This window comes from Campylobacter concisus (genome assembly GCF_902460845.1).
Lineage (GTDB): Bacteria > Campylobacterota > Campylobacteria > Campylobacterales > Campylobacteraceae > Campylobacter_A > Campylobacter_A concisus_X.
Map to the genome: position 1 here is coordinate 282,281 of NZ_CABPVS010000004.1, position 19,695 is coordinate 301,975.

18 protein-coding genes are annotated in these 19,695 nt (G+C 34.3%); 12 read left to right on the forward strand and 6 right to left on the reverse strand.

Annotated elements, in window-relative coordinates; translation table 11 throughout:
- Nucleotides 1-56 precede the first annotated feature (56 nt).
- Nucleotides 57-974: a helix-turn-helix transcriptional regulator gene (locus tag F3H00_RS06730; protein ID WP_148799324.1), complete on the reverse strand. Its 918-nt coding sequence runs from the start codon at nucleotides 972-974 to the stop codon at nucleotides 57-59.
- A 53-nt stretch (nucleotides 975-1,027) separates the two neighbouring features.
- Nucleotides 1,028-1,849, reverse strand: a complete 822-nt coding sequence (locus tag F3H00_RS06735; RefSeq protein ID WP_148799326.1) for an SIR2 family NAD-dependent protein deacylase — start codon at nucleotides 1,847-1,849, stop codon at nucleotides 1,028-1,030.
- Between the two features lie 106 nt (nucleotides 1,850-1,955).
- Here F3H00_RS06735 and F3H00_RS06740 point away from each other — a divergent pair, with 106 nt between their 5' ends.
- Entirely contained in the window at nucleotides 1,956-2,711 is a 756-nt protein-coding gene (locus tag F3H00_RS06740) for a hypothetical protein (RefSeq protein ID WP_148799328.1), read from the forward strand.
- Nucleotides 2,712-2,725: 14 nt separating this feature from the next.
- Here F3H00_RS06740 and F3H00_RS06745 read toward each other — a convergent pair whose 3' ends face one another.
- Entirely contained in the window at nucleotides 2,726-3,523 is a 798-nt protein-coding gene (locus F3H00_RS06745; protein WP_148799330.1) for an agmatine deiminase family protein, read from the reverse strand.
- Between the two features lie 134 nt (nucleotides 3,524-3,657).
- Between F3H00_RS06745 and F3H00_RS06750 the strand changes: the two genes are divergently transcribed.
- The 6 genes from F3H00_RS06750 to F3H00_RS06775 all read left to right on the forward strand — a co-directional run bounded on the left by F3H00_RS06750 (nucleotide 3,658) and on the right by F3H00_RS06775 (nucleotide 8,484).
- Nucleotides 3,658-4,245 carry a hypothetical protein gene (locus F3H00_RS06750; protein WP_148799332.1) on the forward strand — a complete coding sequence of 196 codons (588 nt, stop codon included), beginning with the start codon at nucleotides 3,658-3,660 and terminating at the stop codon, nucleotides 4,243-4,245.
- 14 nt (nucleotides 4,246-4,259) lie between these two features.
- Nucleotides 4,260-5,516: a hypothetical protein gene (locus F3H00_RS06755; RefSeq protein ID WP_148799334.1), complete on the forward strand. Its 1,257-nt coding sequence runs from the start codon at nucleotides 4,260-4,262 to the stop codon at nucleotides 5,514-5,516.
- A 9-nt stretch (nucleotides 5,517-5,525) separates the two neighbouring features.
- Nucleotides 5,526-6,236, forward strand: coding sequence for a hypothetical protein (locus F3H00_RS06760; RefSeq protein WP_148799336.1), 711 nt, complete (start codon nucleotides 5,526-5,528; stop codon nucleotides 6,234-6,236).
- 32 nt (nucleotides 6,237-6,268) lie between these two features.
- Complete coding sequence (locus F3H00_RS06765) at nucleotides 6,269-6,883, forward strand: hypothetical protein (protein ID WP_148799338.1); 615 nt, start codon at nucleotides 6,269-6,271, stop codon at nucleotides 6,881-6,883.
- An 84-nt stretch (nucleotides 6,884-6,967) separates the two neighbouring features.
- A complete protein-coding gene (locus F3H00_RS06770; RefSeq protein ID WP_148799340.1) occupies nucleotides 6,968-7,864 on the forward strand; it encodes a hypothetical protein in 897 nt (298 codons plus the stop codon).
- 272 nt (nucleotides 7,865-8,136) lie between these two features.
- Nucleotides 8,137-8,484, forward strand: coding sequence for a hypothetical protein (locus F3H00_RS06775; RefSeq protein WP_107713915.1), 348 nt, complete (start codon nucleotides 8,137-8,139; stop codon nucleotides 8,482-8,484).
- A 188-nt stretch (nucleotides 8,485-8,672) separates the two neighbouring features.
- On the opposite strand, the gene F3H00_RS06780 is transcribed toward F3H00_RS06775, so the two are convergent.
- Entirely contained in the window at nucleotides 8,673-9,995 is a 1,323-nt protein-coding gene (locus F3H00_RS06780; protein WP_148799342.1) for an McrC family protein, read from the reverse strand.
- The gene (locus tag F3H00_RS06785) at nucleotides 9,976-11,682 is read right to left on the reverse strand and encodes an McrB family protein (RefSeq protein ID WP_148799344.1); all 1,707 of its coding nucleotides are present in this window, start codon (nucleotides 11,680-11,682) and stop codon (nucleotides 9,976-9,978) included. The genes F3H00_RS06780 and F3H00_RS06785 overlap by 20 nt, the downstream gene beginning before the upstream one ends.
- A gap of 294 nt (nucleotides 11,683-11,976) precedes the next feature.
- Between F3H00_RS06785 and F3H00_RS06790 the strand changes: the two genes are divergently transcribed.
- Nucleotides 11,977-14,046, forward strand: coding sequence for an ATP-binding protein (locus tag F3H00_RS06790; protein WP_187424086.1), 2,070 nt, complete (start codon nucleotides 11,977-11,979; stop codon nucleotides 14,044-14,046).
- 206 nt (nucleotides 14,047-14,252) lie between these two features.
- On the forward strand, nucleotides 14,253-15,836 hold the full coding sequence (locus F3H00_RS06795) for a type II toxin-antitoxin system HipA family toxin (RefSeq protein ID WP_148799346.1): 1,584 nt from the start codon (nucleotides 14,253-14,255) through the stop codon (nucleotides 15,834-15,836).
- An 80-nt stretch (nucleotides 15,837-15,916) separates the two neighbouring features.
- On the opposite strand, the gene F3H00_RS06800 is transcribed toward F3H00_RS06795, so the two are convergent.
- Complete coding sequence (locus F3H00_RS06800; RefSeq protein ID WP_187424087.1) at nucleotides 15,917-17,023, reverse strand: tyrosine-type recombinase/integrase; 1,107 nt, start codon at nucleotides 17,021-17,023, stop codon at nucleotides 15,917-15,919.
- 538 nt (nucleotides 17,024-17,561) lie between these two features.
- On the opposite strand from F3H00_RS06800, the gene F3H00_RS06805 reads away from it, so the two are divergent.
- The 3 genes from F3H00_RS06805 (at nucleotide 17,562) to F3H00_RS10560 (ending at nucleotide 19,501) form a co-directional block, all read left to right on the forward strand.
- Nucleotides 17,562-17,828 carry a helix-turn-helix transcriptional regulator gene (locus F3H00_RS06805; RefSeq protein WP_148800312.1) on the forward strand — a complete coding sequence of 89 codons (267 nt, stop codon included), beginning with the start codon at nucleotides 17,562-17,564 and terminating at the stop codon, nucleotides 17,826-17,828.
- Between the two features lie 34 nt (nucleotides 17,829-17,862).
- Nucleotides 17,863-18,516, forward strand: a complete 654-nt coding sequence (locus F3H00_RS10555; RefSeq protein WP_223155248.1) for a hypothetical protein — start codon at nucleotides 17,863-17,865, stop codon at nucleotides 18,514-18,516.
- Nucleotides 18,517-18,598: 82 nt separating this feature from the next.
- Nucleotides 18,599-19,501 (forward strand): hypothetical protein, encoded by a 903-nt coding sequence (locus F3H00_RS10560; RefSeq protein WP_223155249.1) that lies wholly within the window; start codon nucleotides 18,599-18,601, stop codon nucleotides 19,499-19,501.
- Nucleotides 19,502-19,695: the final 194 nt, after the last annotated feature.

A 19,695-nucleotide genomic window follows, 5' to 3' on the forward strand; every position in this document is an offset into this window, starting at 1 on the left:
TGCTCCTTTAAAAATTTTAGATATTTTAGCCTAGAATTTGGACGTATCTTGTCTTATTAAATATCTATTTCCTTAAAATAACTTCTTACTTCGTCTCTTATTTGATCAGCTAGCTCTTTTGGCGCAAGGACTTTGATAAATGGCAGGTAGTAGTAGATGAGCGGTTTTATCTCCATGATGTGGGTAAATTCTATCTCGATCTCGACTGAGCCGTCGTTATCTTGACCAGTTATGCGCTGTTTCGCGTGAGGCTTTCGCTCGAAGTATTTTGCCACTTCAGGGGCTAGTAGTAGCCTTGCTATTTTTGGCTTATCAAGGTTTGCCCATGCCGAGTTCATCGCCTTTACACGCTCATCTAGTTCGCTACTTAGATCAAATTTATCCCCGCTTTGCCTTATATCTTTTATGCTTTTTAGATGAAATTTCTTAAAAATATCGTCTTTGTTACTATCAAGTAAAAGCAAATACCAAAATCCCTCAAAAAGTGCTAGTTTTAGCGGCTTTATGCGAAATTCAAAGTCGTTATAAGTGCATATTATCTCGGCTTTTTCTCTTATTGCGTCTTCTAGAGTTTGGAAATTTATGAGATCATCCTCGCTCAGCTTTTCGTTGTTGATATTTGTTAGTATAGGGTGGTTTAGCTGCTGAGAAATTTGCTCTAAAAGCACGTGAGCTTTGCTGTAAAAATTTGATCCCATATTTTTAGCTACGTTATCAAGTATGTTTAGCACCACTCTATCATCGCCGTTTAGTCCATCGCTCGCCTCTTCGTCATTTATGCTCCAGTAGTGCCCTTTTTTTACCGCACCATAGTCTTTTAGCGTGTCGTAAAGATCGCGCTGTATGGTTTTTGTAGTTACATCTAACATATCGGCTAGCTCTTTTATCGAGTGGGGTCTTTCTCTTAGCTTTGAGGCTATTAAATTTAAACGTTCGAATTTGCTGTTTTCTTGTTTATTTATGATGGGTTTCATTTGATCTCCTAGTTCGGAGATTATATCCAAACTAGGACTAAGATATGTCTTTTTTAGCACAATATCTGCCTAAGGCCATCTAATGCGCCACATTTTAAACTTATACCGATATATTGCGATACATAGTTATCTACTGGGTTTATACGTATTAGAGTTGCATTTTTAAAGCGTTTTACTAATGCTTCGCCATGCTTTCTGATAGTAGGCACTGTTAGACCCGCTCCTAACTCTATGATGGCTATCTTTGAGTTTTTATTTTCACTTAGCCATGCATCATATCTTTTACGCTGTGAGTCAGTTCTTTTTATATTAAACTCATGATCGTAAAACATCATTATATTTGGACGGCTTACACAGCCACACTCAGGGCAAACTGGCATCTTTGTAGCGATAAATTTCTCTTCATCTACTTCTACACTATTTTCATCCATATTCCAAATATTTCCATCATTGTTATGGATACACTGAGCGTAATGTATGGAGCCATGTACTTCGTAAATTTTATCTTTGTCAAAGCCGGCTTTTTGAAAGTGACCATCGACATTTGAAGTACAGACAAAATAGTTGTCGTTTTTGCTTTTTACAAGATCTAAAAGTAGCCTAAAACCATCATGTGGCTCTGTCTTTTTGTATAGCTTTAGTCTATGTCCGTAAAATGCCCATGCTAGTTTTGGATCACTAAAAAAACACTGCGGATTGGCCATATCTTCAAAGCCTAGATTTTTATCTTTTAGCAGCGGATATGCTTTCCAAAAACCATGTTCTCCTCTAAAATCAGGTAATCCACTATCTACACCCATGCCAGCACCTGCTGTTATGATGATCGCATCGGCCTCCGCGATGATCTTTTTGATCCTATCTATATTCTCTTGCATTTTGATCCTTTCGTTAGAAATTTTGGTAATTGTAACGAACCGATCAGACATTTTTATGTCCGATCTCTTTTGGCAAAATAGTGAAAATCTTATAAAGGAGAGGAAGATGACTAAAAAATATAAGACCAAAATGGAAGATAGCTTTAAAACGAAAGTTCAGCTATTTTTGTTTGACAAGGCTTTTTCTTGGGATAACTCAGATGAAAAAGGATGCAAGGAGTATTATAGCGAGAGTAATATTGAGACTATAAAAAAGGATTTTAGTGATTTTGAAATCACCAATGAAGTGGCAAATTTATACAGCAGCAGATACTATCAACTAGAGCTAAACAGCGATGAGAACAAAATAAAGCATAAGGGCAAAGAGCTAAACATCATAGTGATAGAGCAAAGACAATATTTTGTTCAAAAATCCAAAGATTTTCTAAAAATTTTAGAAGAATTAGAAAAAGAGTATGAAGAGGGTTTTAGGAAAAAATTTACTGAAGAAGAATTTGATGAGATGCTTGCAAAGACAACTTGCTCATACTGTGGCATAAGCCTAGCTCAGATCGAAGAGCTTGGCAAAAGAGGCAAACTAAATAATAAAAGAAGCGATACTCGCGGATATACGCTAGAGATAGATAGGAAGCTGCCAAATTTGGAGTATAGCAAAGAGAATTGTTGCATGGCTTGCTACTGGTGTAATAATGCAAAAACCGATGAGTTTTCGCCAAGGGAATTTGAGCCTATCGCTGAAGGCATTAGAAAAGTTTGGAGTGAAAGACTTGGAGAGCTTGGCATGAAAGAAATAGACGCTCCAGATCTAGAAATTTGGAAAACTGGCTTTGATAAAAACATGGAGCCAGATATAGAGAAGTAATTAAGGCGGTAACTCTACCACCCAAATTTCTCTGCCGTTATGCAGTGTAGCGCTCCGCCAAGCTCTATGATTTCGCTTAAATTTATCGTCTCTACACTGCAGCCACTATAAATTTTCTTGATCTGCTCTATCGCCGCATTGTCATCATCTATCCCGTATATCGGAACTATCAAAGTATCCTTAATTTTAATAAAATTTAAGTAAGCACCCCAGTCTCTTGTTTTACTAAAAAAGCCATCGCCATATTTCATAAATTTGATCTTTAAGCCGTGCTTTTTAAGAGACCTTATAAGCCTATCGTTAAAACTCTTACTCTCATTTGAAAAGTCATTTACAAGCACACTACTTTCATCTATCCACCTCACCATGCCGTCGCTGTGACCTAGCATATCGTAAGGCTGTCTTGGTATGATAATGAGCTCATTTATCGCACATTTTTGCTTTATAATTTCAGCTATCTCGGTTTTTGTCTTCAGTGGATTTTCTCTAAAAATTTTATCAGTCATGATGGCTTTGCCTCCAAGCCTTACGAAATTTCCACCATCTAGGACTAAATTTATATGCTCTTTTAATGTTTGGATCTTTGTTCTTAGATGGCTATATTTTTCATCTTTTAGGTAGTCTGGATCGTAGTCGTAAGAGATTAGGCGCCCATCATCAAGCAAAATCGGCATAAAGTCTCTCATCCAAATGTCTTTAGTCTCTAAAAACTCGTATTTAACCCCGTGTTTGTCAAATATCTGACACAAGCTTTTGGCTGTTTTGGTGTGGTGCTTTGCCAAAAGCGCGGAAAGTAGGATAGTTGGCTGCATATTTGCTCCTAAATTTGATAGTTTTTGTGAAATTTTACTAATAAATTTCTAGACATTTTTTGTCCATTTGAGTAGCTATAATTTCACAAATCGCAAAAAATGTATCGGCGATAAAAATCAAAAAAGGATAATCAATGATCTATGAGCAACTTAAAATTCTCACACAAAACAGCGACAAAAAGGCGCTCTCAAAAGCACTTGGCTACGTTAGAGAGCAAAATTTCACAAGAGCACTTGCAAATTTAGAGGCGGCAAAGAGCTTAGATGAGTTTATCACAAAGGGGCACTTTGACTGGGCACATAGCTCAGAAACGCTCATCCTAGCCCTTAGCAAGCACTTTGCTCTTAACATAGACGCAGAGCTTGGCGAGGTGCAAAAACTCTACAACGAGCGAGTAAAATTTAGAGGCTCATATATCTACATAGATACGGATTTTAAGCGCAAGAATGAGCCTATATTTGCCCTTGCTATAGCGCAGCACCTAAGGTATGTCAGCTTAACGCCGTTTTTAGATGAGCTTTGTTTTAAAGCATTAGACGAGCAGCTAAAAGTTATCTCAAAGATTACTAAAAACTACTATCAAAAAACGCAAACTCTGCCTATTTTTGGGGCTATAACTGGCTTTAAACTGTACCTTCTAGGTAAAAATTACTCGCTTGATACAAACGGAAATTTTACGGATAAAGAGATCGCCGAACAAGTTGCGACGATTAAATTTTAGATAAAGGAGAGGTTATGAATTTATCAGGACGCTATGAGCGCATTCACAAATGTTGCAGATGTTGCAGGATTTATTATGCGGATTATATTATAGACGAAAATGCAATGCTGGAAAATTTGGCTAAAAACTTAAACCAAGATGAGCTTGACTGGCTTTTGCAAAACCACACAGAGCTTTGCCTGAGGGTAAATCATCATCTTTTTGAGTACGACGATCTGGCTCGTTCAGTATTTTTTAAAAGCAAAAAGAGAGGCCTTGCGGTAAAAATTTACAAGATCGCACAAAGTTTTTGTAAAAGTGGTATGGACTACGCTTTTTTGGCGATAGCTATACATAAAACCTTAAGAGCTAAAAAGTGGTGTAAGGAGCTTTTGGCTATGGCGGAAAATAACATCAAAGACGGGCTTTGCCTTATAAATATGCTAAATTTTATAGAGATCAAAGTCTTGTGCGGGCAAAAAGTCGAAAATTTCTTACAAAACGCACTAACGACGACAAATTTTAAGGCGGATTTTTATCTTGATATGGCGCTAGAACTAAAGCAAATAGGTAGCTTTGATGAGTTTGCCTATAAATTTTATAAAAAGTGTATAGAGAAAGACAAACATGACTTCTATCTAAGTTATGCTCACGTTTTTATAAAAGACAGAGGTGAGCTAAAAGCACTCGGTATAAAACCAAAACAAAAAGAGCCAAAAAAGGTCGTGGCCTCAAAAGAACATAAAAGCAAAGACGAATATCTAAGCGAGCTAAGAGATAAGAGCGACTTTTATAAATTCTACGATGTTTTAGATGATATGGCGGAAGAATTTGGCAAGCAAAGATGGATATTAGAGCTTTATAAAGACGGCGAAATTTATGCCAAAACCGCGGCCGATTATGCTTATGTGGCAAGTAGCATTATGATGGATTTTAAAAATAAAATTTACGCAAGAGAATTTTTAGATAAAGCCGTGAAACTCTTGCCAGATCCTAGAGAGACGTTTTTTGTGCTTGATATCTTAAAAGAACTTGGCGATAAGGAGCTTTTAGCTATAGCTTGTGAAAAGCTACTAAGTATGCCCGATCCTAGCTATATGAGGATCTCTAGCTACTTAAAAAATATCGATCCAAATTTAGCAAAAGAGTGCGCTGTAAAAGCCGTAGAAAATGCTAAAACCAGAACAGAAATTTTACATGCGGCTACCGATGTTTTGTGGATATTTAAAGATAAAAAATGGGCAATCGAAATAGTCAAAAGCGGTATAATTGACGTGGTAAATCAAATTTAAGGAGAAGTGATGGATTTAGATATAGCTTGGGTAAATAATATGGACGAGAAGGATAAGGGTCTTACGATCTTTTTAAAAGAGATCATGCAAGAATTTGCAAAAGAAGAGCTAAGGGCTTTTAAAACATGGAAAAACTTTCATTTTGTTTACAGCGAACGCTCCATAATGTCATCTTTGGTGCCTGTCTTGCATTCTTTGACTGATGGAATTTGGCTTGAGGATCCATTTTCTAAAGTAGATATTAATGCAAAGAACTGCAAAAGACGAATCGATGTCGTTACATCAAGAAATAAACGTATGTTTTTTATTGAGGTTAAGCACTTTTTTGATAGATTAGATAAAAATTACCTATATAGATATGCTCAAGAAAGATTTAATAAGACTGTTGAACAAATTTCAGATATAACTCTTAATAGCATAGGAGATAACTACCTTGATCTTGATAACAATGACTACAAAATAGCATTAATGGTAGTTACAACATTTTTACGAAAAAGGGGCGACTCTTATAATATGGACGCGCTAAGTCCGACCTCACAAGAATATGCGAATATGCTAAACAATGCTTGTTACGATGAAAATTGTAAAATATCTACAAAACCAAGCTATGTCATAACATGGAAACTTGATAAGCCAGAAAAATACGAGATAAATTATAAAAATGGCTCGGAAATTTATCCATTTGTTAGCTTTATAGTTAAGGCTGAGAGACTAAGCTAAAAGTTATGGATAAAAATAATTGTGGGGCAAATATGAAAAAATTTTGGGGTCTTAGGCCATATATGGAAGTTAGTGATTTTATATCGTCAGTAAAGCCAAAGCAACTGCTTTCTAGTGAATTTAATGATATCTTGTCAAAATGTGAGGATGTGAGAGAGTATTTGCATTTGGCAAATCTAGCTTTCGAGCTTGAAGATGGCGAAAATAGGCAAAAAATAATAAAAACAATCCTAAAAAGGGCGCTACAAGTGCCTCAAGAACCTTGGGGATATTTTTATATAGCTAGAAGCGCCTATGAAAATTTAAACGATAAAAAGCTTGCTAAAAAGATCATCGTAAAACAGATAAAAAGATTTAAGATAAATGATTATTTCTTGCTTTGCAAGCAAAATATACTTAGTAAAAAACAGATCAAAACAGCCATAAAAAGTGCTTTAAGCTCAGGCATGAAAAGGCAAAGGTTTGTAAATTTGTTAGATAGATTAAGCGAGGTAGATAAGTATAGTTTGGTATGCAGGAAATTTTACAAAAAAGCTAAAAAACTACCGACAGACAATGACGCATGCGACAAAGAGTGCTTAAAAAAAGAAGAAAGAACACGGCAAGCACTGGATCAAATACGCAATAAAAACACTAAAACCAAATAGCAAATTTAAGATATAAATAGATAAATTTAGACATAACCTGTCTGTTTTTGTCATTATAATATCCTTTAAATTTAAAGGACAAAAATGGGAAAATTTACAAAGGAGCAAAGGCTAAAGCTAAATAGTATAAACGAAAGGCTCTATGACCTTGAGCGCCGTGTCGTGCCACGTGCAAAGCAGATAAATATCTCTGCAAAAGACATAAAAGACGCATGGGATCATGAATGTAGCCTACTGCTCTCTTTTTACTCAAAAGATAAACTTCTTATGCTATATTGGGAGTATATGAAACTCATAGATGACTACGTTTTTACTGAAAATCAAAATGAATTTAGAAACTGGCCAACGCATGAGATGTTTGGTGAGTTCCACTGCTGGTTTTACCACTGCTTATATGACCATACAGATCTTAGCTGGGATGAAATTTTGACTATCGACAGGATGAAAGGCAAGCTTTGCTCATGGTATGACTATACGCCTATAGATCTTTGCCTGGAAAAGCTAGAGTGTAGCAAGAAAGAAGTGTATATCTCTGATGCCAACAAAGATCAGTGGGAGCAGATAGAGAAGATAAATAAAGCGCTAGCTAGCTACCAAGATATCCTAATAAGAGATGTAAAGATACTTGAAAACAGGCTAAAGGCAAGGGTTGAGGGTGGGTTTATCGAGGATTATGCTATGGAATTTCGTTTGGTCTTTTATTTGCGCGAAGACGATCCAGATTATGATGAAAATGACGACAATTTCTTAGCTATCATCAATGAGCCAATCATTCCTGGCGAAATGAGCAAGCAAAAGAGCCGCTGGACGCAAAACCGCAATGAATATTTTGGTAGCTCTGTCTATTTTGATAATAAGGCGTATTTTTGCTATCTATTTTCAGCTTTTATAAATAACACGCATATCTGTAAGATAAAAGATATATTACGCATAGGCTCTATTGATATGGCGCTTTGCTGGGATGAGTACTATGAAATTTAAAGAAAAATAATCTAAAAAACTATAGCGAGTTTAATCAGATCGAAAACAAAGAAAGGCTATTTTTAGCTTTTTGCAAATCATATTGCATTTTTTTCAAACACTTCTTATAAATATCATCACTTAAGCACATAAAAGATAAATAAAGCGCAAGACAAAAAGCGATTATTTTTTATTCAAATTTCTAAATATAGACATTTTTTGTCCATTTTGCTTGTTATAATTTCACATGTCACAAAGATATCTTGACAAAAAATTAAAACAAAGGAGAAAAAATGTCAAAGAAAAAAGTTGTTAAAACTGCTCCTATAATTGAGCAGTTTGTAGATTTGGCTAGCACGCAAAGAGAGCTAGCAGATGAATTAGGAGCTAAGTTTTTAGAATTTTGCAATTCATACCTAAATGAAAAATGTGTTATTACTAGAAGTGAATTTGCTTACCAAAACTCTTTTTTACCGGTAAATCTAAGTATCGAAGCTCACACTAAAAAACCTACTTCATTCATGTCAAGTGTAAGTGCGTACGTTGGTAATGTCTCTTTTGAACTATCATATAATGCTCAGGGTGAAGAGTATGATGATGACCATTTTAAAGATGAGCTAGTTAAGTTCTTAAATAAATAATATTTTATAGTAAAAATAAACCTGCAATATAAGATCGTGCTAATCTAGTGCAAAAGCTTGAGATAGGTGAAATTTTGCTGTGCTAAAAGCAGGGATGAAAATCCCTGCAATAGTCATCTTAGTGACTAGTTTATTCCACTTTTTTGTGTTGGCAGAAGCTACAATAATGGCACAAGATAGATAATTTATTAAATACACTCTTTTATTCTAGAGATAAATTCATTTTCTTTGATTTTGATCTCTTCGATGCTATATTCATTTAAATTTGCAAGTTCTATGCCATCTACTATAAATTTGGTATTTAAATTATCAAACCAAGAGTGGCTATGGCAACCATCCCTACTAAATTTATCCATAGGATACAAAAGGCCGCCAACTACAACGTTTTTGCCTTGGTTTTGGTAGTAGCTCATATAGGTATTTATCTGAAAAAAGTCATTTCTATCAACATCGCCTAGTCCGTATTGATCCTTGCCATGCATATTCATGCGTTTATATTTTGTGTCAAAAACAAGCACCTTATCACTGCTGCTCATAACTATATCTGGGATGATCTTTCTCTCAAAAAATTTATCTTTGTAAAGCTCTATTTTTGGGCTATTTACACTCCAGCCCTTGAACTCTTTTTGTAAAAGCTTACGCATATAAATTTCAAACAGCTCAGCCACATCTACCAAAAAGCCTAAATTTTGCTTACCATTGCTTTTGGTGCCGGCATCTTCATTTTCTATGATTAGACTTGCGTATTCTAAGACTTTTTTGTACGGAGTGTAGATTGGATTATGCAGTGCTTTTGAATTTAAAGCATTGTGAACGACATTAGGCGTTACAAACCTTGGCTCCCTTATCTCGTTTAGATAGCTTAAAGTGTTTATGACTTGCTTTATCAGCTCTTTACTCTCTTTTTGTACTATTTTTAGTGCTTTATGCAAAACCAAAACTATATCGCCTATCTCTTGCCTCTCTCTATTTGTGCTAGATATTTTGCCAGCAAATGGGACGTCTTTTTTTATAAATTTAGCCATATCGACTTTGCCCATAACCTTTGCTTCATGATAGCTTTTGTCTTTATATTCTTTAGGCAGTCCAAGTAAAAATACACGCTCTAGCGCTTGTATAAAGAGATAATAGATGACGATCCTTGACAGATTTTTCTTAGCATCTATGGACTTGCCAAGTGATACGTCATCTACGTAAATATCATTTGCAAAATTTAGCATCCGCTCTAAAAATTTATTTGAAAATCTAGAGTTTATCTCTATATCTATGCCGTTATGGACAAAACTTCCTATAAAATTTCCAGTTTGTACGTAAAGCCCATCATCCTGCATCCTTGTGCTAATGATAAGCTCATCGTATTTGCCCTGAGAGTCTGGCAAAAAAGAGAGAAATTTACCGCCTTTTGCCACATAGTCGCTTAGCGTTAGGCTAAATTCTTTCTCTCTATTCTTTGCTAGTTTTTTATCTTGCTCATAATTACCGAAAAAATTATCACTTATTTTTATTGCCATATGTATCAATCAGTTTTGTTTTCATGTCATTTAAACGAGTTTCTATATCTTTACCGCTATACTGAGTTCTTAGATATTCTTTTAAGAGCGGGCTTATGTGTTCATTCCAGAGCCTGCTTATCTCGCTCTTAGTTAATTTCTTTGGTTTTAGAAAGTATGAATGTCCAAGCTCATAGCTGTCATCTAGCCCTAATCCTTTCTCGCTAGTTATATACTCATTTATATCTTTACAAAGCTTGATATACGTTTCTACATTATCTTCATCCGAATAGCGATCAACTATCACATCATAATTACAACTATACTTTTTCCAAACAAATCTTCTTCTAAGTGCCATATCAAAGCTATCTATACTTTTATCTATGTCATTCATCGTACCGATGAAGTATAAATTTTCAGGCACTCCAAAATAACCTTCGCCTGCTTCATCTACATAAACAGCGTGTTTTTCATTATCCCAAAGCGATGAATTTGCTGTTTTGACTAGCATCCCCTGAAGATTGCCTTTTTTGTCAAAGCTTAGTCTTTTATCGTCCTCTAGACACAAAAGTAGCTCACCAAAAACCCTTGAAAGTTCAGCTCTATTTATCTCATCGGCTACAAAGTAATATTTTTTGAGTTTTTCTTTGCCATCTTTGCTATCTTGTAAATTTTTAAAAGCATCTATGCACATCTGCTTAAATACGCCGTTTTTTAGCTCAAATTTCATTGCTCCATTTTCTATGCCAGTTGGCTTTACACCGTCCATGAAGTCCTCATAGCTATAACTTGGATGAAACTGAACTATTTTATATTCATGATTTTTCTCTATTAGTTTTCTTGCTTCTATGGTTTGTTTCGTTTGATATGTCTTGCCAGTTCCCGGAGCACCGTAAAGGATGATATTTTTAGACTCAAAGTCTATGCCGCCACTCCACATATTTTTTACTATATCATCATAAAAGATGTTTTTTTCTTTCAATTCTATTTTGCCCTTCAAATTATTTTCAAGTCCATCTTTTATCTTTTCTAATTTCTTATCAATATCATCAGCATCATCGCCAGTATCTGTTTTGCAGTATTTACTCTCAAAGGCAGCCACGATAGATTCCTTGTGGGCGTTGCTGATTATCGGCATATAATATCCTGGCTTAAAAAGATGAAGCAGGGCGTTATACATCGAAGCTGTTTTTTCTTTTTCATTTATCTTAATACTATTTCCAAGCTCTTTTTTTAGGATGTATATTTCTTTCTCTGTTCTGTCTATTTCTAAATACTTTTCTAAAAATCTTATTATATAGGCAAGCTCAAATGCTTTATTAATATTATAGTAAGTACCAGCTGTCGCGAATCCAACGAAATTTCCCAAAAACGAATTAGGATCTCCGTGCATCAATTCTTCTTTATTAAAATTCTTTAGAAAAAATGCAACACTACTTTTTCTATCTGCTGTCTTGGGTGGCAATCTCCAAAGCCAAATGATATTAGCCATAAGGTCTATCACGTCATCACTAGCACCTTTTAGCTGCTCTTTTATCTTTTCATCAAAATCTTTGTCGCTAGCATCACCTTTTTCTACAAAATTTTTAATTAGAAATTCCACATTAGTTTTATTAAAAATTTCTTTGTCTGTAAAAATAGATTTTCTATCTTTGAAAAATATTTCATTAAATTTTTTGAACGCATCTTCATAATTTTCAAATGCCATTTTTTCTCCTTAAATTACGTAGTCTAAATAAAATATATAATGTAATTATTACCTATTTTTCTGGACTTTTGATGTCTTATTTTATACTAAAATCAAAAATTTGTTGAGCCATTTTATTTAAATATAGATTAAACAAAACATAATAATCATTTATGGAAAAAGTAAAGTGAGTAATAAATTATTATCAATAAAGTATGTTAGTCTTCCTATAAGTTGCCAGTAAAAAATAGTTTTATGGGTAGATATTTTTATTTTTAGCAAATTTCCTAAATTTTTATCATTATGGACATAAAAATGTCTTTTATGCCGAGTAAAATAGCTTCAAACAAAAAGCAAAAGGAGCTTGTCGTGGAAAAAGAGATTTTTTACGTAGATAGCGAGATATATGAGCTTGCAACACTTTGGACGCTTCGTGCTATTTTTGATCTCGGAGGAGAAAGAGAATTGCTAAGAAGCGGATGTGACGATGTTTTAGAGTTTTTGGGTATCGAGTCAAAAGAGCCCAAAAAAGAAGAGATCCAAAATCTTAAAAACAAACTTGAAATTCTTGAAAAAAGTCAAATTTCATGTGAGATAAAAGATTTTGAACACAACCTAAATTTACTTCAAGCAAATTTAGGTCTAAATAGTGCCGAGAGAGATATTTTGAGATTTGTTGCGATCATGTACAACTACGAAGTGATATCTAATGCTTGCAGTTTACTAGGAGATCTAAACAACATACAAGCCACAAAAGCCATCTCAAAGATACTAAATTTACGTTTCGGCGATGTTCAAAAAGCCTTTAGAAAAGATGGAATCTTTGCCAAGACTTCGATTATAAAGCTAGAAAATAATGTGCATAACCTAAAATTTAAAATCGATGTCATAAACAATAACTTTATGTGTGATTTGTTTGTTAAATGCGAAAGCATGGACGAGATATTTGAAAGCTCGATAAAGCCATGTAGCAAGACAAATTTGACCACAAAAAACTACCCACACATAAAAGAAGATGTGAAAATCTTACTTTCGTTTTTAAAAAGTGTCGTTAGTAAAAAACAAAAAGGAGTAAATGTACTCCTATATGGCTCAGCAGGAACTGGTAAAACTGAGCTTAGCAAAGTGATAGCTAGTGAGCTAAATTTGAAGCTTTATGAAGTAGCTTATGATGACGGAGATGGATATGCAAATGAGCATCAAAGGATAAGATCGTATTGTCTTGCACAAAATGTATTATCAGCTGGATCAAATTTGCTGATGTATGATGAAGCAGAAGATATATTTAACACAAATAATGACGAAAAAAGACAGTATGGTAAAGCCTTTATAAATAGATCTCTTGAGACTAATGAGCTGCCTACCATTTGGATAACTAACAATATCTGCTGTATGGATGAAGCAGTAGTTAGAAGATTTAATTTAGCCATAGAGATAGGCATACCAACTGAAGATGTAAGAGCAAAGATCATAAAAAAATATAGTGAAAATTTGATAGATAATAATCTCGTAAAAAAGCTAGCTAAAAATGACTTTATAGCTCCAGGACTCATCAGTAATGCGAGCGCAGTAGTATCAAATTTAAACATAAAGGACAAAAATAAAGCCTTTGAGAGAGTAATAAACAACACTTTAAAAGCACAAGGTTACGAAGAGATAAGAGATTACAATCCAAGAGATGATCTGCCAAGTAGCTACGATCCAAATTTTGTAAACTCAGACTGCGATCTAAACGAGCTAATGCAAGGCATAAAAATAAGCAAAAATGCTAGAATTTGTCTTTATGGTGTGCCTGGAACTGGCAAAAGTGCTTACGCTAAATTTATCGCTAAAAGTCTTAAAAAGCCAATCATTATTAAAAAAGGAAGCGATCTTTTATCTATGTTTGTAGGATGGACTGAGAAAAATATAGCATTAGCCTTCAAAGAAGCCAAAGAAAAACATGCTGTGCTAGTCTTTGACGAAGTAGATAGCTTTTTGCAAGATAGAAGTATGGCTGCAAGAAGCTGGGAAGTAACCCAAGTGAATGAGATGCTTGTACAAATGGAGAGCTTTGATGGCATCTTTATCGCTACGACGAATTTGATCGATAATCTTGATAAAGCCTGTCTTAGAAGATTTGATCTAAAGCTTGAGTTTGGATATTTATTGCCAGAGCAAGCGCAAAATTTATTTAAAAAAGAGTGTGCGCTGCTAAAGGTCAAATTTGATGAAAACGCAGCCAAAAAAGTTTCAAATTTAGGCTTGCTAACGCCTGGAGACTTTGCCAGTGTGAGAAGACAAGCTAAATTTAGACCTATAAAAAATGGCGACGACTTTTGTCATAGACTTGAGCTTGAAGTTACACTAAAAAATAAAGAAAAGAGTGTGAAAATAGGGTTTTAGGGACTATCCCTAACGAGGTATTTTTGTCTGACTTGTCAGACAAAAAGTATCCTCGCCCAACTATGAAAATTTGGTTTTAATGGCATAATTTATTATTTGAATTAATAGGCAGATCGTGCATATATCTAAGATTAAATTAATAATAACCTCACTATACTTCTCGTGCAGATTGTGCATATAAATAAGATTTAATTAAGGTTATTAAGATGAACCAAGTAACGTTAGAAATAGTCAAAATTTTAAAAAATAGCAAAACTTTGCTTGCAAGAACGCAGATAGAAAATGGTGTAGAACGAGCATCAAAAAGAACCGTCCAAAATGAGCTAAAAAAGCTAAGCGAGCTAAAGCGAATAAGGGTAGTAGGGCAGGCCTCAAGCACGGCTTATGAAATTTCTAACGAGTATTCTCATTTTGAAAATCGCCTTTTTATTTATCAAAATCAAGTTTTAGTAGGCTATTTGGGCTATGACTACGAGAACTACTATTTTGTGTATGATACAGATTTTTTGCTTGGCGATAGGTATGGAGTTAAATTTGAGATGCCGATTGATTTTAAAATTTATACAAGCAAAAGCTGTTTTGTGGACTTTGAGGAGTCTCTTCCAGAGGGAATAGATAGAAAAATTTTAATAGATAAGGCCGGCAACGCTACGGAGTTTTTCTTGCTGCTACATAATGATTATAGCAAGAACGATCTTGTGTTTTCGACTAGTGCTTTAGAATTTAATCGCGAGATAAAACCTCAAAGCTATCTTTCCCAAAAGGCCAAAATTTTAGGAGCTAATACTTTTCCCAATATTTTAAAATACGATGTTGATATAGACGATGTTTCGCTTTTTCCTGGCAAATTTATGAGCGATAGCGAGGAGATAAAGCACGTAAGGACTATGAGTTTGTCTGGATATCAACATAAGCTTCAAGTGATCGTTGAAAATAATGCTATAAAGGTAGCTAGCGATAAAGACAACGCGATGTTTTTTATTAAGCCCTACGATACACTCAAAGCCGATGAAAACAGTGACTACTATTTTCCGCATATTGCTATAAACGAGCATTTACACATGAGCTTTGCAAAAAATGAGCTAGGATTTGACGTACCTATGAGCGGAGTCTTTAAAAGAGATCAGGACAAAGAGTATCACTACTTTATCAAATACTTCGATAGAATTGGAGCTTATAAATTTCAGCGAAAAGAGTTTTCTACGTTTATGGGACTAAATAGCGAGGATAAATATAAAGCCTCGTCTGAAAAACTCTTTGATATGGCAGCCAAGATACTACCAAGTAGCGAAGATAGGCTTAGAATGATAGAGTACTATTTTTACTCGTTTCTTATTAGACATGAGGATATGCATACTAAAAACATATCGGTTATCTATGATAATGGTAAAATTTTACTGGCTCCTCTTTATGATATTGCCTGCACTGGTTTTTACGAAGGTATCAAAAACTACGAATCGCATTTGAGTATAAACGGCAAGCAGACCAATATCAGATATAGCGACTTTATAGAAATAGTAAAAAGAGCTAAAGTTGATAGAGTTATGTTCAACGAGTCGGTAAAAAGTATAGTAGAAGTCTATATAAAAAAGATGCCAAAGTATATAAAAAAGCTAGAAAAGCTTGATGGGCTAGACTTTTACAAAAAAGATAGAGCCAATGCCGAAGACAAAAGAGTCAAAATAAAATCCAAAACTACGCTTGCGGAAGTAATGATGGAGCATTTTGAGCAAAGGTGCGAGACCCTAAAAAGAAATGGATGGTTTGAAAAGTTGGGGATAAAGACATAAGGCTTGATATAAAGATTGTTAAACAAAAAGTATGTATTAACTCTTATTTGTAAAGTTTTTTAACCATCTCCTTCCCGCTATCAGGCATTAGCTTTGCATATCTTAGGGTGTGATTGATATCCGAGTGATTCATTAGCTTTTTTTATCGTTAGTATCGGAGTGCCGGCTATGGCTAGATGAGAGGCGAAAGTATGCCTTAGCGTGTGTATTACGACTCTATTTGCGCTATCCTCTGGTGCAAGCCCATCATTAAAGAGTTTGTTTAATAGATGTTGCAAAACGTTTTGGAGGGTAGCGTAGGGTTTATCGACAAGAGCGTCATTTGGCGAAATTTTCGTGTAAATTTTATTTATCAACACTAGTACTTCATCGCTTAAAAATCCCGTATATCTTTTATTTTCTGGATTTTTGCTTTTAAAATCAGTTAAATTTACGCTCATATTTGAAAGCGAGACATCCTTTTTTTTGATATTAAGAATGCTGTCTAGTCTAGCACCGGTGCATAAAGCAAGCTCTACGAATAACTCTAGCGCAAAATCTCCTTTGTCGGCTAACTCTTTGCGCAAAAGCTCGATTTCTACTAGTTCTAAAAATCTCTCTCGTTTATTATCTGGTTTTTTGATCTCTATATCAAATGGGCTAAGATGAGATATAAGTTTTTGTCTTATAGCGTAGTTAAAAATCGTTCTTATTATGCCCATGATAGCGTTTGTACGCGACTGTGATAGCTTGCGGCCGGTTCTACTAGACACTGTTTCCTTTATGTTTTTAAAATGCTCTTGTATCATCTCGGAGCTTATCAAGCTAGTAGCGATACTTCCGAATTTACTTTTATGATACTGCTCGTACATGCAGATTTGCTCTTTAATGTTTTCCATTTTATCTGGCGTTTGTTCTAATTTATAATCAAAAAATGCTTTTGCTATGTCATCAAACTTTAAGCTACTTTTAGCAAGCTGCTTCTTGGCTACGCTATCTGGCAGTTCGCCGTTTCTCTTTTTGGTATCATATTCCTTCTTTTTATTATAGGCGTAGGTTACGTTTACGCCTTCTGATTTTGAACCTACTTTTATATCTTTGCCGTCTAGCCTTACGTAAAAAATCATATCGTTATTTTCGGAAATATAAATTCTAACTCCCGGATATTTATTTGTATTTGCAAATTTATTATAAGACATTAAAGCCATTTTATTTTTATCCTTTTTTAGAAAATATTGGGTATTTTTCCCCTTTATTTCCCCTCTGTTTTTAGAAAAATGCATAATATTTTAGAATAACTTAGAATAAGTTTAACTACTTAAATAGCCTATTTTAGGTATTTTTGTAGCATTTTAGAGATATTTAAAATGCTTTAAGAAATAGTATTATACAAACCCAGCATCCGGAGCCATATGTACTCAAAAATCTCTTTAAACCCCGATTTTACCGATATTTCAAGAGCTTTAAGTTTTCTTAGTTTTATAAAATTTGTTCCCTATTTGTTCCCGAATTTTTTTAATATTCCAATTTCTTACCAAGCTTTCTAAGTTAATCTAAGATACCTTATTTTTATTTTTAAAAATAAGAAAATAGTTTTTTACTCTCGACTACTCTAAAATACTCTAAAGAACCATAGGGTATTAAAAATTTTTTGAAAATTACTTAAAAATCATTCAAAAATGCAAAAGTAAACAAAAAGTTGCTGTAATTAGTTATGTAAGAACTAAGCAAAAGGAGAAAAATAATATGCTTAATGAATTATATAACGACCTAGAATACAAAACGCTTCTTGAGTACATATCTAGCCAATATAAAGAAAAGGTGGTTTTAGACAGAAAGCAAACCGCAGCGGTTCTTGGTATTGGTATATCCACTCTTGATCTTCGCATATCGCAGGGTAGGAATATCCCACGTTATATCAAAATGGGAGATGCAAAGAATTCTCGCATAGCGTTTGCGATAACGGATATTGCAGCTTATATTTTTCAAAAAAGGGTTAAAACATGCTCTTAATTTCTATAGTAGATAATAAAGAAAAGGATCAAAAATGAGTAATGCTCTTCAAATAGGCGGACACAGCCTAGTTCTTTGTGTAAGAAGCGAATTCTTGACGCTCAAAAAGGCTATTATAAGGTATGAGCACAATGTTAGAGAGGTTAAGCACGCCTCTAAGATCGGATATCTTAGGGGTAACAGCCGAAATAATAGATACATAGTGCTTAGCGAGTATAACGACAACAGCCACATGCGAGAGATCGCAGCCGGAGATAAAGAATTTAGTGATAAGAAATATATAAAAGTGCTTTTGAGAAAATATCACGAAAAGATGAAAGTCGACTACGAAGCCCAAACAAAAATTTACAAAAACGGTAAAGTAGTGAAAAATCATTGGCGAGAAAACATGGTAGGATTTTCAGAGGTAGTTATTAGCTTTGGTACAGAGCGTCCAAAAGACCTCAAAGAAGGACTAAACCAAACCGAAGTTAATTTTATTAATGCTCAAGTTTCGCTTGACAGAGTTCTTAAATTTGCGAGATCGTACTGTGCCAAATACGGCGTTAAATGCCTGCTAATCGCTGAGCATAACGACGAAAAGACCAAGCATTATCAGCTTATTTTTACCAATTACCAATTTGAAAATCACAAAAACCTTAGATTTGACGGCAAGGGCGAAACGTTAAAATTCGGTAGAAGTATGTAAGAAATGGGCGGAATAGTATTTGACGGTATTGCTCTACGCGGCGAGATCGGCAGTAAGGCAAAAACATAAGAATTTAAAACAAATGCACAAAACCGAAAAAGAGTATAGTACTGAGCAAGAGTTTAAAAATAAAATTAGACAATCTATAATCGATGAAGCAAGAAAGTATATAAAAAAGAAAGAGTCTATGTTTGGCAAAGATTATTTTAGACTGAAAATTGGGGACGATAAGGCTTTTGTAACGAGTCTTGCGAATTTAGTATTAGAAAAAATGCAAGATAATATAAACATAATTGCCGACGGAGAACTAAAACAAAGGGTTTACGAGCTAACGAATCAACTAATAAACAAGGGTGAGATAATTGCAAAAAATAACGAGCTGGATCAGTCCAACGAAAATCTAATCCAAGAAAATAAAAAGCTAAAAGAGATAAACGCAAATCTAAATAATCAAGATGAAGTTATAAAAGATAGAAATTTGCAAATAAGCAACCTCTCGGCCGAGCTAATTCAAAAAGAAGATGAAAACAATAAGCTAAAAAGCAGATTAGAAAATATTGAAGCTGACATAGTGCAAATAAATAAACTAAAACAAAAAGCCGATCAAAGCGATGCCCTACAAAGCAAGCTCGATAAAGCTAATGCAGATCTAGAAAACAAAGAAAAAACAAATCAATCTTTGAAACAAAGAAACGATGACCTTGAGGCATCGCTAAGTAACGAGAATGCCTTAAAGGAAGATAATGATAGTAAACGACTACAAATCGTTAAACTACAAACTTCCGTAAATGGCAAAGATCAAAGAATATCCGAACTGAAAGGAGAAGTAAAAAACAAAGACGAAACGATAGAAAATTTACAGAATAAGTTATCTATATTAGAAAGCTTTAAAACGAAGGTTATTAATTTTATCTCAAAAATAAGCAATTTAATACCGAATTTTAATAAGCTGCTAGATGATGGGCCTGCGGAGATAAAAAAATGAGATAAAAGACAAGTATAGTAGGGATGGGATGGAGATATAAGCAAGTTATCGGCAGCAAGAAATCTTTAATAGATTGTTATAGAGTGGGTACCGGTAGGACAAATTTTATCAAAATGACTAATATGTGATTTTTGCTTTCAAAATACGATTTTAAAGACAAATTTAGCCAAAAGAGTAATATGCTAAATTTGCAT

Bases quoted from the DNA above. Each gene is read 5' to 3' on its own strand.
- F3H00_RS06765 (WP_148799338.1), top strand. From the start codon at position 6,269: ATGAAAAAATTTTGGGGTCTTAGGCCATATATGGAAGTTAGTGATTTT.
- F3H00_RS06800 (WP_187424087.1), bottom strand. From the start codon at position 17,023: ATGGCTTTAATGTCTTATAATAAATTTGCAAATACAAATAAATATCCG.
- F3H00_RS10555 (WP_223155248.1), top strand. From the start codon at position 17,863: ATGAGTAATGCTCTTCAAATAGGCGGACACAGCCTAGTTCTTTGTGTA.
- F3H00_RS06775 (WP_107713915.1), top strand. From the start codon at position 8,137: ATGTCAAAGAAAAAAGTTGTTAAAACTGCTCCTATAATTGAGCAGTTT.
- F3H00_RS06770 (WP_148799340.1), top strand. From the start codon at position 6,968: ATGGGAAAATTTACAAAGGAGCAAAGGCTAAAGCTAAATAGTATAAAC.
- F3H00_RS10560 (WP_223155249.1), top strand. From the start codon at position 18,599: ATGCACAAAACCGAAAAAGAGTATAGTACTGAGCAAGAGTTTAAAAAT.
- F3H00_RS06745 (WP_148799330.1), bottom strand. From the start codon at position 3,523: ATGCAGCCAACTATCCTACTTTCCGCGCTTTTGGCAAAGCACCACACC.
- F3H00_RS06795 (WP_148799346.1), top strand. From the start codon at position 14,253: ATGAACCAAGTAACGTTAGAAATAGTCAAAATTTTAAAAAATAGCAAA.
- F3H00_RS06755 (WP_148799334.1), top strand. From the start codon at position 4,260: ATGAATTTATCAGGACGCTATGAGCGCATTCACAAATGTTGCAGATGT.
- F3H00_RS06785 (WP_148799344.1), bottom strand. From the start codon at position 11,682: ATGGCATTTGAAAATTATGAAGATGCGTTCAAAAAATTTAATGAAATA.
- F3H00_RS06740 (WP_148799328.1), top strand. From the start codon at position 1,956: ATGACTAAAAAATATAAGACCAAAATGGAAGATAGCTTTAAAACGAAA.
- F3H00_RS06760 (WP_148799336.1), top strand. From the start codon at position 5,526: ATGGATTTAGATATAGCTTGGGTAAATAATATGGACGAGAAGGATAAG.
- F3H00_RS06750 (WP_148799332.1), top strand. From the start codon at position 3,658: ATGATCTATGAGCAACTTAAAATTCTCACACAAAACAGCGACAAAAAG.
- F3H00_RS06790 (WP_187424086.1), top strand. From the start codon at position 11,977: ATGTCTTTTATGCCGAGTAAAATAGCTTCAAACAAAAAGCAAAAGGAG.
- F3H00_RS06805 (WP_148800312.1), top strand. From the start codon at position 17,562: ATGCTTAATGAATTATATAACGACCTAGAATACAAAACGCTTCTTGAG.
- F3H00_RS06735 (WP_148799326.1), bottom strand. From the start codon at position 1,849: ATGCAAGAGAATATAGATAGGATCAAAAAGATCATCGCGGAGGCCGAT.
- F3H00_RS06730 (WP_148799324.1), bottom strand. From the start codon at position 974: ATGAAACCCATCATAAATAAACAAGAAAACAGCAAATTCGAACGTTTA.
- F3H00_RS06780 (WP_148799342.1), bottom strand. From the start codon at position 9,995: ATGGCAATAAAAATAAGTGATAATTTTTTCGGTAATTATGAGCAAGAT.